Origin of the sequence: Marinobacter adhaerens HP15 (genome assembly GCF_000166295.1) — a bacterium.
Classification (GTDB): Bacteria; Pseudomonadota; Gammaproteobacteria; order Pseudomonadales; family Oleiphilaceae; genus Marinobacter; species Marinobacter adhaerens.
The window spans coordinates 3,017,368-3,030,484 of sequence record NC_017506.1 but is presented as its reverse complement, the minus strand read 5'-3'; the positions used below and the strand labels follow the sequence as shown (position 1 = coordinate 3,030,484).

The 13,117-nt window shown below is 58.9% G+C and carries 12 protein-coding genes; 3 read left to right on the top strand and 9 right to left on the bottom strand.

Annotation, left to right across the window (positions count from 1 at the left end):
* Positions 1 to 65: 65 nt before the first annotated feature.
* Entirely contained in the window at positions 66 to 1,088 is a 1,023-nt protein-coding gene (locus HP15_RS14345) for a DUF6160 family protein (RefSeq protein WP_041645528.1), read from the bottom strand.
* Positions 1,089 to 1,283: 195 nt separating this feature from the next.
* A complete protein-coding gene (locus tag HP15_RS14340; RefSeq protein ID WP_014578146.1) occupies positions 1,284 to 1,943 on the bottom strand; it encodes a GntR family transcriptional regulator in 660 nt (219 codons plus the stop codon).
* A gap of 251 nt (positions 1,944 to 2,194) precedes the next feature.
* On the opposite strand from HP15_RS14340, the gene HP15_RS14335 reads away from it, so the two are divergent.
* Both HP15_RS14335 and gloA read left to right on the top strand, forming a co-directional pair.
* Positions 2,195 to 3,331, top strand: coding sequence for an alkane 1-monooxygenase (locus HP15_RS14335; RefSeq protein WP_049784493.1), 1,137 nt, complete (start codon positions 2,195 to 2,197; stop codon positions 3,329 to 3,331).
* Between the two features lie 294 nt (positions 3,332 to 3,625).
* Positions 3,626 to 4,174 carry a lactoylglutathione lyase gene (gene gloA / locus HP15_RS14330; protein WP_014578143.1) on the top strand — a complete coding sequence of 183 codons (549 nt, stop codon included), beginning with the start codon at positions 3,626 to 3,628 and terminating at the stop codon, positions 4,172 to 4,174.
* Between the two features lie 6 nt (positions 4,175 to 4,180).
* On the opposite strand, the gene HP15_RS14325 is transcribed toward gloA, so the two are convergent.
* The 7 genes from HP15_RS14325 to atzF all read right to left on the bottom strand — a co-directional run bounded on the left by HP15_RS14325 (position 4,181) and on the right by atzF (position 11,424).
* Positions 4,181 to 5,134, bottom strand: coding sequence for a DMT family transporter (locus tag HP15_RS14325; protein ID WP_014578142.1), 954 nt, complete (start codon positions 5,132 to 5,134; stop codon positions 4,181 to 4,183).
* Complete coding sequence (locus tag HP15_RS14320) at positions 5,131 to 5,784, bottom strand: LutC/YkgG family protein (protein WP_014578141.1); 654 nt, start codon at positions 5,782 to 5,784, stop codon at positions 5,131 to 5,133. The genes HP15_RS14325 and HP15_RS14320 overlap by 4 nt, the downstream gene beginning before the upstream one ends.
* On the bottom strand, positions 5,781 to 7,220 hold the full coding sequence (locus HP15_RS14315) for a LutB/LldF family L-lactate oxidation iron-sulfur protein (RefSeq protein WP_014578140.1): 1,440 nt from the start codon (positions 7,218 to 7,220) through the stop codon (positions 5,781 to 5,783). Before HP15_RS14315 ends, HP15_RS14320 begins: the two co-directional genes overlap by 4 nt.
* On the bottom strand, positions 7,217 to 7,996 hold the full coding sequence (locus HP15_RS14310; protein WP_014578139.1) for a (Fe-S)-binding protein: 780 nt from the start codon (positions 7,994 to 7,996) through the stop codon (positions 7,217 to 7,219). Before HP15_RS14310 ends, HP15_RS14315 begins: the two co-directional genes overlap by 4 nt.
* A 151-nt stretch (positions 7,997 to 8,147) precedes the next feature.
* The gene (locus tag HP15_RS14305; RefSeq protein ID WP_014578138.1) at positions 8,148 to 8,417 is read right to left on the bottom strand and encodes a ComEA family DNA-binding protein; all 270 of its coding nucleotides are present in this window, start codon (positions 8,415 to 8,417) and stop codon (positions 8,148 to 8,150) included.
* A 455-nt stretch (positions 8,418 to 8,872) separates the two neighbouring features.
* Positions 8,873 to 9,565: a GntR family transcriptional regulator gene (locus tag HP15_RS14300; protein WP_014578137.1), complete on the bottom strand. Its 693-nt coding sequence runs from the start codon at positions 9,563 to 9,565 to the stop codon at positions 8,873 to 8,875.
* A gap of 44 nt (positions 9,566 to 9,609) precedes the next feature.
* Positions 9,610 to 11,424, bottom strand: coding sequence for an allophanate hydrolase (gene atzF / locus HP15_RS14295; protein ID WP_014578136.1), 1,815 nt, complete (start codon positions 11,422 to 11,424; stop codon positions 9,610 to 9,612).
* A 369-nt stretch (positions 11,425 to 11,793) separates the two neighbouring features.
* On the opposite strand from atzF, the gene urtA reads away from it, so the two are divergent.
* Positions 11,794 to 13,083 carry an urea ABC transporter substrate-binding protein gene (gene urtA, locus HP15_RS14290; RefSeq protein ID WP_014578134.1) on the top strand — a complete coding sequence of 430 codons (1,290 nt, stop codon included), beginning with the start codon at positions 11,794 to 11,796 and terminating at the stop codon, positions 13,081 to 13,083.
* Positions 13,084 to 13,117: the final 34 nt, after the last annotated feature.

The window sequence follows — 13,117 nt, the reverse complement described above, 5'->3', positions numbered from 1 at the left end:
GGGCTGCCCGTCAGAGTGAGACGGGCAGTTTACAGGGTAGGGTGTGGTCGGTGTCCAGTGTCGGGCTAGTGGCCATACACCATCATGGTGGTGTTGGTGATGGCGAAGTCCGTGAACTGAACACTGCCGATACTGGTACCGCCCATCTTGAAGACCGGCATATCAATATCCGCCCGGAACTCAACATCGTGCACCGAAAGCCCGTCGTTGCCCGAAGCAGAACTGGTGCCCCGTGACAGTTTTGCAGTGGCACTGGCCATACCGAAATGGCCCAGCGTGTCATCGCCGCGCCGATTATGAATCTGAAGTCCTTCAATACCGACCGCGGCAAAGTTGAACAGCAGAATCACATCCGCTGCATCCCAGTTCAGACGTCCGTCGGTAATTTCGAAATGGGTATCCAGCTGCAGTTCAGAACCGGACACCTCGTTGCCGTTCGCTAGAGTGCGAGTGGAACTGCCCCCGTTACGAATCACCAGATCCGTCGGCCCGATATGCCCTTGCAGAAGAACGTCCGAGAACAGCGTCGCCGAACCCTCGCTGCCTGAAGTGGTCACACTGTCTACCGCCAGCTCAAAATCCACCGCCTGCAGGTATTCATCCAGACTGGTTGGATCGCCATAATCGGTTGCACCGAGGTGCATCACCAGATCACCGCTATTGAACTGCTTGCCAAAAGAGCCCGCGACGGAATACTTCGCCAGAGCATCGGCCACATCCGGATTGGTTGGGTCCAACAACCCCGCATCGGCCCGCCGGGCAATCTCCGAAAACCCGTGCTCCAGCACCTCCCCATCGCCGGCAATATCGATCGTCAGCTTCATGTTATCCAGCACCGTATCGTTCTGCCCGGATAACCGCAGCCCGTTCACATTCAACGAACCCTCATCAATCCAGCTGAACCGATCAATGCTGAGCTTGGTCTCCAGCTCAATCGTCACACCCGCCTGCCCGGTCACACCCGACATCGCCCCATCGTCCAACGGCTTGAACTCCGCCATCGCTGGCAATGGCAGCGAGAGGGCGAGCACCCAGAGCGAGAGAGTGGAAGATGTGGTGTTTCGACGACAGGCTAGTGACTGAGTCATGGTGGCCCCAAAAGTCTGGTTTATTGTTTTTTAGTGGTGAGCGTTCAACGCTCCCCGGGCCGCAGGGGGACAGCACAACCAATGCAGCAAAAACTTTGGTTTGTTACAGACTGTTACGATAGGGGGTGAAGCGAAAAAGATCCGTGAGCTCTGTCACACGAAGAGGCCACCGGAGAGGTTGGGGCAAAGCTCGGACTACGAAGCCAAAGCCTGCTGAATAAGAGACTTCTGGTGCTCCGCAAATTCCCGAATCAACGCCTGCGCCTTGACCGAATCCCGCGCCAGAACAGCCTGCGGCAGATTGGCAAAAAACTCACTGGTCTGCGTCAAACCCCGACGATACCGATCGGCACTCAGATAATAGGCCCGACTGACCGCCGGCTTGAAATTCGACAGCGCCTCCGTGAGATAAGGATTCCCAACCACCTCACAACAGGCATCCATCACACCAAAACTCGCCTCAACCACCCCGGAGATGTCGGCAGAGCCATCGTTTATCTTGTCAACAACCTTGCTCACCGCCCCAAGCACCAGAGGCTTGTCGCGTTCCTGCCAGCGCTCGCACAAACGCACCGCCATCATCATCAGCAAGTGCATATAAACGTCGTAGAGCTCCGAAGCATGGGCCGCATCCAGCCGGGTTGCCGAAGCGCCCTTACGGGGCGTGATCTCCACCAGGTGCCAGCGCTCCAGGGTGTACAGGGCTTCCTTCACCGAAGCCCGGCTCACCTTCAGTTCACCGGCGAGCGTGGCCTCCTGAATCCGCTCACCCGGGCGAATCTGCCCGGTCATGATCCGTTCTGCCAGGTAATTGGCAATCTGCTCGGCCAGTGTGTTCGGCACCTGAAAATCCATAAAGGCTCTCTGGACAGGTCGAAAGAACCGGTCGGCTGCTGAGGTAAGCCGACCGGCGGAAGAGTGTATGCGCATGAGTTTATCACAGCCTCGGAGTGCGATAGCGACAACGCCTTGATTCGGCGGGGCTTCCTGACAATTGTCAAAAAACCTCGCCAGAAATGTTGACGACTGATGTATTGTAGGACAATAATGCACAAAACAACAGGTGATCAGAGTTTCACCAACAAGCATTTGATGGAGAGAACCCAATGAGCACAACGCAGTTATCGGTAAATCGAGAGGCCACCCGCCGAAGGATATTGCTGACCCTCAAGAAGTACAGCTACCTGATCGCCATGGTGCCCCTGTTGCTGCCGCCTCTGCTGCTGGCCGCCGGCCAGGCCACTGATCTGGTGAACCTGTTTTCCTGGGGCGTCCCCGTGGTCGTGTTCGGGATCATTCCGATCTTGGACATGCTGCTCGGCAAGGATTCCCTGAACCCGGATGAAGAAACCGACGTGCCGCGGATGGTCGGCGAACGGTTCTATAAAGCGATTACCCTGGGCTGGGTGGCAGGCTTTGCAGCCTTACTGGTCTGGAGCATGCTGGAACTGGCATCCGGCACCTTCAGCCTGGTGGGCAGTATTGGCTGGATCGTCTCCATCGGCATCGTCGGAGGTCTCGGCATCAACGTCGCCCACGAACTCATCCACAAAGACGAAAAACTCGAAACCCGGGCTGGCGGCTTCCTGCTGTCACTGGTCTGCTACGCCGGTTTCAAAGTCGAACACCTGCGCGGCCACCACGTACACGTCTCCACCCCGGAAGACGCCTCCTCGTCCCGTTACAACCAGTCCCTTTACAACTTCCTGCCCCAGGCCTACATGCGCAACTTCCTGAATGCTTGGAAACTGGAAGCCGAACGCCTGCAACGCAAAGGCCAAAAAGCCCTCAGCTGGCGCAACGAACTGATCTGGTGGTACAGCATCAGCGCCCTGGCACTGGCTGGTTTCACCATCGCCTTCGGCTGGCTCGGCGCCCTCTTCTTCCTGGGCCAGAGCTTCATCGCATTCACCCTCCTAGAAATCGTCAACTACCTCGAACACTACGGCCTGCACCGGAGAAAACTCGAAAACGGCCGCTACGAACGCACCGGCCCCGAACACAGCTGGAACAGCAACTACTTCCTCACCAACGTCTTCCTGTTCCACCTCCAACGCCACAGCGACCACCACGCCTGGGCCAAACGCAGATACCAGATCCTCCGCCACCACGACGTAGCCCCCCAGCTCCCGGCCGGCTACTCCGCAATGATCGTCCTGGCAATGTTCCCCCCACTCTGGCGGCGGGTAATGAACCCAAGGGTAGAGGCTTATTACGAAGGCGAAGAACACCAGTTGGCCTGAAAGCGGGCCACTCCAAAGGTTCGGTCGGCAGGGGTGTGAGGGGGGTTCTTTCTGCAGGGAAACGACTGCCTGAGCGAAGCGAGTTCGGATTCCCGGAAGAAAGAACCCCCCTCATGGCCCTGCCAGCCACCGATCTTCAGAGCGTCTCTGAAGAAACGCCGGCCTAAAAAACCGGCCCTCAAGACCCCGGCGGTTCGTCTCTGGCCCCGGGGTCTTTTTTCACGCCCTTGAAATCTCCCTGAAACGCACACAGGTATAACCTTTGAATCCTGCGAAAAAGAAGGGAAAACCAACATGCCCAAGCATTTCGAACAGGCCCCTGGCCTATACGAAGAAACCGTTCCCGAAACCGAAGGTTACGTCTTCAACCAGACCATGATGCGCATCAAGGAACCCGAGCGCTCCATGGACTTCTACACCCGAGTGATGGGCATGCGCCTCGTTCGCAAACTGGACTTCCCCGAAATGAAGTTCACCCTGTATTTCCTTGGCTACCTGGATGATCGCCAGGCCGGCCTCGTGCCGCAGGACGATGCCCACCGCACCACCTACACCTTCGGCCGCGAAGCCATGCTTGAGCTCACCCACAACTGGGGCACCGAAGACGACAACGACTTCGGCTACCACAATGGCAACGACGAACCCCAGGGCTTCGGCCACATCGGCGTAGCGGTGCCAGACGTTTACGCCGCCTGCGACCGCTTTCAAAAGCTCGGTGTGGAGTTTGTGAAAAAGCCGGACGACGGCAAGATGAAAGGCCTGGCCTTTATCAAAGACCCGGACGGCTACTGGATTGAAATCCTGCAGCCGGACATGCTTGAGAAACAGCGCAAGGAAGACTGATCTTCCTTACTCCGCACCGGCCTCCTGGCCGGCTGCGGGTTTACGGCCGTAGCGGGAGGCCACCACCACCGCTGCGGTCAGTATCAGTGCCCCCGCAATACCAATCGGCCCCAGAATCTCCTCCAGAAACACCCAGGCCAGCAGCGCCACAAACAGCGGTTCCAGAGTCACAATGATGCTGGAGAGCGTGGCCGGTGTCGTTTTCATGCCAGAGAAAAAGCACACATAGCCAATACAGGTTGGCACCACCCCCACATACACCACCATCAGCCAGTGCCCGATACCAAGGGTTTCCAGCCCCTCGAACCCGCCAGACAGGGCGACCACCGGCAACAGAATCAGCGCCGCCGTGAAGAAGCAGATAAATGCCGTGGTGAACACCGGTGTCCCGGTAGAGCTGTAACGGCTGGTCAGCGTGAAACCGGTGTACACGCAGGCGGCCAGTAACGCCACTAGAATGCCCGCAAGCCGGAGTGTACCGGTGGTGTCCATATCGCTGAGAACCAGCATGCCCGTGCCCGCGATGGCCGCAAACAACGACAGAACCGTCAAAAGGCTGGGCTTTTCTCCCAGAAGAGGCGCAGCAAGAATTGCCACCAGTACTGGCGGAAGGCAGAGCGCGATCAGGGTGGCGATGCCGGCACCGGTGAGGTCCACGGCCAGAAGGTAGCTGCCCTGGTAGAACGCCTGGAACAGGCCAAGGGCGGCCAGCGGAATCAGGGTCTGGCGTGTGAGGCTCCGTAGGGAACTGCCGGGCACTTTAGCGCCCGGATTGGCCCGCTCAAGGCGTGCCTGCTCCCGTCGCATCAGCAGCCAGAAAAACGGCAAGGCCACCGCCAGTCGCAGGAAGCCCAGCGTAATGGCCTGCAGCTCGGTACCGGTAAACAGAAATTTCGCAACAATGCCCGTGGTCGCCCATAGCAGGGCAGCCAGGGCGATCAACAGGGCGCCTTGGATCATTCAATAATCAACACAATCAGCTCTTTGGGACCGTGAACACCGTAGGCAAGGGTTTGCTCGATGTCAGCGGTTTTGGAAGGGCCAGAGATTAGCAGGGCATTGGTCGGCATGCCAGCGGCCCAGTTCTGGGCCTTCATGGCTTCGTGGAAGGTGGTATAGAGCTCAGAGGCCCGGAGCACGGCAATGTGCACCGGCGGCACCAGGCTCATGAGCCGTGGCTCGTCCTCGTTTGGCCACAGGATCAGCGAGCCGGTTTCGGCAATACCGCCGCGGGTGGACGTGATGCTGGCGTCCACCTCGTTGAACAGGTGCGCTTGCCAGCTTTCGATAGGCTCGTCGTAGATCAGCAGTTCCGGCAGATCGTTACGACCGGCAGAGCGAAGGGACTGTCCGATTTCGTGTTGCTTCGGAATCAGCAGATTCCTGGCGCCGCGGGTGTTCAGCACCTCGGCCAGGCGGTCCATCCACATGTCTTCGGTGCAGTGGTGCACCTCCCCGTGGACCGACTCGATCATCTTCTCGAACCGCTCGATACGCTCCTTTGTCGACCAGTCATCCCGTACCAGAACAGAGAAGTCGCACTCCGGCACCGTCAGTTCACCGCCGGTTCGGTTGCGCAGACGCTGAAGAATCGTTTCCCGGGAACTCATTGGCCACGCTCCTTCATCCGCTGGTGCAGGGTTTTGGCCGCCAGTTTGGGCGCCGTGCGGTAATCGGTCCAGGCGCCCGCTTTCGAGGGCTGCAATGCCCTGAATTTGCTGGCGGCACCGGTGCCGAAGCGATAAATGCCGGGGCTGGCATGCATCCAGGCCCAGCCTTTCCAGATCATCGCTTCCATGGAGCTTCGCTTGGCCCCGTGGCCACGGACCTTGGCCGGGTGGAGCTTATCGCCATCCACCGATTCCTGGCGCAGTCGCACCAACAGATCGGGAATGGGGATTTTCACCGGGCAGACCTCGCCGCAGGCGCCACACAGGCTGGAGGCGCTGGGTAGGTGCCGGCCTTCGTCCAGGCCAATCAGGTGCGGCATCAGGATCTTGCCGATCGGGCCCGGATAGGTGGTGCCATAGGCATGGCCGCCTACCCGTGTGTACACCGGGCAGTGGTTCATGCAGGCGCCGCAACGGATGCAGCGCAGCGTGTCCAGCAGCTCGTCGTCCTGGTAGATCGACGAGCGGCCGTTATCCACCAGCACCAGATGCACTTCTTCAGGCCCGTCCAGCTCCTCTGCCTTGCGCGGGCCGGAAATCATGTTGAAGTAGGTGGTGATATGCTGGCCTGTGGCAGATCGGGTCAGCAGGGCGAGCAGGGCAGAGACGTCCTCCATGCTCGGCACCACTTTCTCGATACCGGTAACGGCAATATGGCACTTGGGCACCGTGGTGGTCATCCGGCCGTTGCCTTCGTTTTCCACCAGGCACAGGGTGCCGGTCTCCGCCACCGCAAAGTTAACCCCGGAAACGCCCACATCGGCATTCATGAACTTTTCCCGCAATTGCAGGCGGGCACTGGCGGTGAGGTATTCCACATCGTTGGAGAGATCCGTGCCGGTTTTCTCGTGCAGCAACTGGGAGATCTCGCCGGTGTTCTTGTGAATTGCCGGCATGATGATGTGCGATGGCGTTTCATCCGCCAACTGCACAATATACTCGCCCAGGTCCGATTCCAGGGCTTCGATCCCCTGTTCCTCCAGGTAATGGTTCAGCTCCATTTCCTCGGAGACCATGGACTTGCCCTTGATCACTGTCTTGGCATCCCGCGCCTTGCAGATATCCCGCACAATCCGGCAGGCCTCGTCGCCGTCCACCGCCCAGTGCACCTTGATGCCGTTTTCGATCAGCTTTTTTTCTAGCTGCTCCAGCAAGTCTGGCAGATTGGCCAGGGCGCGGAGGCGGACGTTGGCACCGAGATCCCGGAGGGTTTCCAGATCCCAGCCCTCGAACGCCGTCTTGCGCTTGGACATCAGCCCGTCCATGGCGCTGCGGAAATTCTTGCGGATCTTGGGGTCGTGAATGGCCGCCTGAGCCCGCGGATGGAACTCTTTTACGTCGATGTGATGGCCAGTGTGCTCGGCTGTCTCACTCATGACTGCTGCCCCCCTTTGCCCTGGGTGCGCGACCACAGGAAACTGAGAATGTGCTGGCCTTCAACAGGCTTCTGGTTCTTCTCGGCGTAGCCGGCGATGTTCATCAGGCAGCCGCAATCGGTGGTGACAAACTGCCTGGTGCCGGTATCCACCAGAGCGTCCACCTTCTCGCTCACCATGGCGCTGGAAATCTCCGGATGGCGAACCGCAAAGGTGCCGCCAAACCCGCAGCATTCCTCCGGCCGGATCTGCTCCACCAGGTTCACGTTTTTGAGTTGTCCCAGCAGTTTAGGTCCAACTTCGGCCACGCCCATTTCGCGGCGGGCGGAACAGGAGGTGTGCATGGCCACGGTGGTGGGTTCGCCCAGATCTTCCAGTTTGATGTGGCACACATTGAGCAGAAAATCCGTCAGCTCCCAGACCCGGCCCGCAACCTCAGCGGCTTTCACCTCATCCGTGGTGTCCTCGAACAGGTCGGGGTAGTGCTTGCGCATCATCCCGCCACAGGAGCCGGATGGCACCACAATGGGCCAGTCGCCGGGGAACAGGTCGAGCTGGGCCCTGGCTACTGATCGGGCCTCGTCGTGATAACCGGAGGTGTAGGCTGGCTGGCCACAGCAGGTCTGGTTCTGGGGAAACAGCACCTCAATGCCTTCACGCTCCAGGAGTTCCACGCCGGCAATGCCCGCATCGGGGTAGAACATGTCCACCAGACAGGTGCCGTAGAAATAGACTTTCGCGGGTTTTGCAGGATAAACCTTGATCGGATCAACCATGTGCGGATGCTCAACGGTTTTTGAATTGTTATCCAGCTATAATAGGGTGGCGAGCGCGGTGTTGCCAGACGACTTTATGGGCAGCAGTAAAGAGGAAGGGAGGGGATTTAGAAAGAGGAAGGGCAGCGGCAGCGCGCCACTGCCCGGGGTATTACTTCACGGTCAGGCGCGCGGCATTTTTCTCGATGGTACGTTCGCCAATGCCCTTCACATTTGCCAGGTCTGCGGTAACTGCAAAAGGGCCATTCGCTTCGCGATAGGCAACGATGGCTTCGGCCTTGCTCTGGCCAATGCCGTTCAGGCTGGCGAGGGTAGCCACATCGGCTGTGTTGATATTGATAGCGGCGTCCTGGGCGTAGGCAAAACCGGTAACCAGGCTGAACAGCAGAATAAGAGTTGCGAAAAGCGGTGTGCGCTTCATGAATTCAAGCTCCTGAGATTTGCATTTATGGTTGTGTGCCAGGGCGCAAAGCAGCAGAAGCGAAATGTAAGAAGAGAGCAGAAATGTCGGTGGGTATGGGAAGTGCACGGACGGGACCACATTCCTTGTGATCCCCGATTCCGTGGCTGACCCCTGCCTGTTCCCTCAGGCGTGCGACTCATCCTGAGCGCGTCTTCCCTGTGACCATCCCTGTAAGCCCTGATCCTTCGGGCAACTCCCGAGCCGCGGAGGGCTCTTCCCTGGAGTTCTCGTCCTTGAGCCAACGTTCCTTGCTGGCTTGTCATCCCTGACACTGATCATTCTACTGTGTATCGAATTCCTACCTATCGGAGAATCGCTCCATGGTTTGTGCGATATATCTTACGAATCTGTAAGCTTTTCGGCGGGTGTCAAAATGAACCTGAGTTCAGTATTTTCGGGGCCTGAGAGGCAATTTATTTCTCACTGCGGTGGGCGGCAGCCGCCTCGCGGATTCGCTCCATGGTGATTTCCCGCACGGCCTTCTGGCTGGCACGGATATGACGGGTGAGACGATCCGCCGCCTCGCTTGCCTGCCCGTTGCGCAGTGCCTCCAGAATCGCGGCATGCTCCAGGTAAGTGGCATCAATACGCTCGTCCCGGCTGAAGTCCAGGCGCCGCACAATTCTCAGCCTGTCGGTGATCTCACGATGAATTCGTGTCATCTCCCGGTTTCCGGCAGCGGCCATCAGATCGCAGTGAAAGCTCTCGTCCAGCATTCTGACGGTGCTGCCCACCGCACGCTCGGATGGATGGTCCGGGTTCCAGAGGGCTACCAGGGTTCGCAGTGCTGCGGGCTCTTCAGGCAGGTTGCAGATCTTGTGCACGGCCGCCCGTTCGAGGGTGATGCGCAGGTCATAGAGTTCCTCCACCTGCTGGAAATCGAATGGCTTTACCTGCCAGCCACTGCGGAACAGCACCTCCACATGGCCCTCCCGCTGCAAGCGGTACAGTGCTTCCCGCACCGGTGTCCGGCTTGCGTTCAGGCGGGTTCCGACATCCCCCTCGCTGAATCGGTCGCCAGGGATCAGGCGGAACTCGAAGATGTCCTCTTTCAGGGCCTCATAGACCCTGTCGGCTACGGACTCTTTTCGTCTAGGGTTTGCCATTGGCACCGTTTCCCCTCGTGGAGCGCCAGATTGCCCCGGTATGGTCAGGCTCTGGAGGCGATATAGGCGCGCCAGCCACCGAACTCTGTTACGTCTTCTGCACCCTCGAAGCCGTAGCCCTCGCAAACAAAACCGTTTACCCACCGGCCATCCGCCAGCTCGACGTTGCCAATGCCCAGCGGCGCAGGAATCAGGTCCACGAAGGAGCCAAAGGCCGAGGCGGGCATTTCCCAGACTTCCACAATGATTTCCCTGCCTTCGCCAGGGGCCGCCCGTTTCAGCCCGGGCTTCGGCGGTGTGGTGTTTGGCAGGGCGAACAGCCGGTAGTTGGCAGACGTTGTGGTTTGCTCAAGCAGAACCGCGCAGCGCTCACTGAGCTGGGTGTTCAGGGGCATGCCACTGAGGTGGGCACCAACAACGGCCACCTTGATGGTGGGTGTCGAAATGGCGGCCCCGGGGGCTTCTTCGGGGCGGTCGTTGCCTGTAGCGCCCAGAGGGGTCGGGTGGGCATTCAGCCACTGGCACGCGAGACGTTGCAGCTCGGTGTCTTTCCAGGCGCCACTGATCAGGGTAACGCCAAAGGGCAGGCCGTCGTCCCGGAAACCGGCAGGAATCGCGAGCGCACTCATGTCGGCCAGGTTCACGAAATTGGTGTAGGTGCCGAGTTGGCTGTTCAGTGCAACCGGGTCCGCGTTTACCGCTTCGATGGTGGGAGCCGTCGGAGCCGTGGGCACCAGCAGGGCATCCACATCGGCTAACAGTTCATCGATCTGGCGCTGCAGCTCTTCCTTGCGGTACTGGGCCTTGAAGGTATCCGTGGCGCTGAAATTCCCGGCCTTGCTGATAATGCCTTTGACCACCGGATTCATATCATCGCCGTGGCTGGTCATGAACGATTCCACCGCCGCGTGGCGTTCAGCCACCCAGGGCCCTTCGTAGAGCAGTGCAGCCAGTTCCAGCATGGGGCTGAAATCCAGCGGCACCAGTTCTACATTCTGTTGTCGCCACTGGCTGATGGCGGTATTCCAGGCCGCTTCCGCCTGCTGATCACCAAACCATTGCGGGTGGTCGGGAATCGCCAGTCGTTGGATGGGGCCGGGCCGGCGAAGGGCGGGCCCATCCAGAGGCAGCGCATAGGGAGGCTTGCGGGAAAACGCATCATCGGCATCGAAGCCCGCCATGGTATCCGAGACCAGGCCGGCGTCATTCACGGTCAGCGCAAAAATGGACACGCAATCCAGTGAACGACAGGCCGGCACCACGCCGCGAATGCTGAAGAGCCCTTTGGTCGGTTTCAGCCCCACCAGATTATTCAGCCCGGCAGGCACCCGGCCGGAACCGGCGGTGTCGGTACCCAGGGCAAAAGGCGCCAGGCCTCTTGCAACCACGGAAGCCGAGCCGGAGCTGGAGCCGCCGCTCACCACGTCCGGTTTGAAGCTGTTGGGCACGGCGCCATAGGGGGAGCGGGTGCCCACCAGGCCGGTTGCGAACTGGTCCAGGTTGGTTTTGCCGATGACGATGGCGCCGGCGGCCTTGAGCCTGGCCACGGTGGTGGCGTCTTCTTCCGGGGTATAGGCAAAGGCCGGGCAGGCCGCCGTTGTTTCAAACCCTACCGCATCAATATTGTCTTTCGCGGCAAAGGGAATGCCGTAGAGCGGCAGCTTGTCGATCTCTCCGCCGGCGTCCTGGAGTTTCTGTTTCAGCCCGGCAAGGGCCTCATCCAGGCCTTTCTGGTCCAGAAGCGAAATCCAGGCAACGTCTGTTGTGTCCAGGCCGGTCAGTAACTCACCCAGCAATGACTCGGGCGTAGCGCCCTCTTTATAGGCTTGCTGCCAGTCCCTGATGGTCCATCCGAGCATTGAAGGCATTGGTCATCCTCATGTGCGTAATCAACTTGTATACATGTGGAATGGCAATGCTTGTGCCATTTGCCAATTTTTCTTGATAGTGACCAGAAAACATAAGGTTATGAGTATTTTTGAGGCACAAGGCGGTTCAGGTCTGCCCGTATCAGGTGCGGCCGCACCAAAAACGCTCAGGAATGCTGCACTCCAGAGGCATATTCAGGAGCACGGATGCCTCTGGTTCGCCTTGTATACTAGATAAGGTCCTGTTTTTAATGGAGATATAAGGGTTATGGAACAGCAGATGCAGAGGCCCTGCTGCGTTTGAAGACGAACTGCATACCCAACTAAGAAAAGGACGCCTGAAATGAACCTCAAAAACACGTGAAACTCGGACTCTCTGCGCTCGCTCTCTCCATCTCTTTTAACTCCGTTGCAGCGGAAGATCCCATCAAGGTGGGCATCCTGCATTCGCTGTCCGGCACCATGGCCATCAGTGAAACCGTTCTGAAAGACACCGTTGAAATGCTGATCGAACAACAGAACGCCAAGGGCGGTGTGCTTGGTCGTCAAATGGAAGCGGTTGTTGTAGACCCGGCCTCCAACTGGCCGCTGTTTGCTGAAAAAGCCCGCGAGCTTTTGGCCCAGGAAAAGGTCGACGTGATCTTCGGTAACTGGACCTCGGTTTCCCGTAAGTCCGTACTGCCGGTGGTGGAAGAGCTGAACGGCCTTCTGTTTTACCCGGTTCAGTACGAGGGTGAGGAATCCTCCGAAAACGTCTTCTACACCGGCGCTGCGCCCAACCAGCAGGCGATTCCTGCGGTTAACTACCTGATGAACGAAATCGGTGTAGAGCGCTGGGTTCTGGCAGGTACTGACTACGTCTACCCGCGCACCACCAACAAGATCCTTGAGACCTACCTGATGGACATGGGTGTGGCCAAGGAAGACATCATGATCAACTACACGCCTTTCGGTCATTCCGACTGGCAGAACATCGTCTCCGACATCAAGCGCTTCGGCTCTGCCGGCAAGAAGACCGCAGTAGTCTCCACCATCAACGGTGACGCCAACGTGCCCTTCTACCGTGAGCTGGGCAACCAGGGTATTGCGGCCTCCGACATCCCGGTCGTTGCCTTCTCCGTGGGCGAGCAGGAACTTTCCGGCATTGACACCGGCCCGCTGGTTGGCCACCTGGCCGCCTGGAACTACTTCATGAGCGTGGACAACGACGCCAACTACGACTTCATCGACCAGTGGATCGAGCACACCGGCAATGATGAAGCGGTCACCAACGACCCGATGGAAGCGCATTACATCGGCTTCAACATGTACGTGGAAGCGGTCAAGAAGGCCGGCACCACAGATGTTGACGCGGTAAAAGACGCCATCATCGGTGTGACTGTACCCAACCTCACCGGTGGCTACGCCGCCATGATGCCCAACCACCACATCACCAAGCCGGTGCTGATCGGCGAGATCCAGGACAACGGTCAGTTCTCTGTGGTTTGGGAAACCTCTGGTCTGGTCGCGGGCGATGCCTGGTCTGACTACCTGCCTGGTTCGCGGGACATGATTGCAGATTGGCGCAAGCCGTTGTTCTGCGGAACGTTCAACACCGCAACCGGCACCTGTGGCGCCTCTGCGGGTGAAATGGCCGCCGAAGCCGAGTAAGGCTCCGTTGGCATAGCACCATGGACAACCGGGG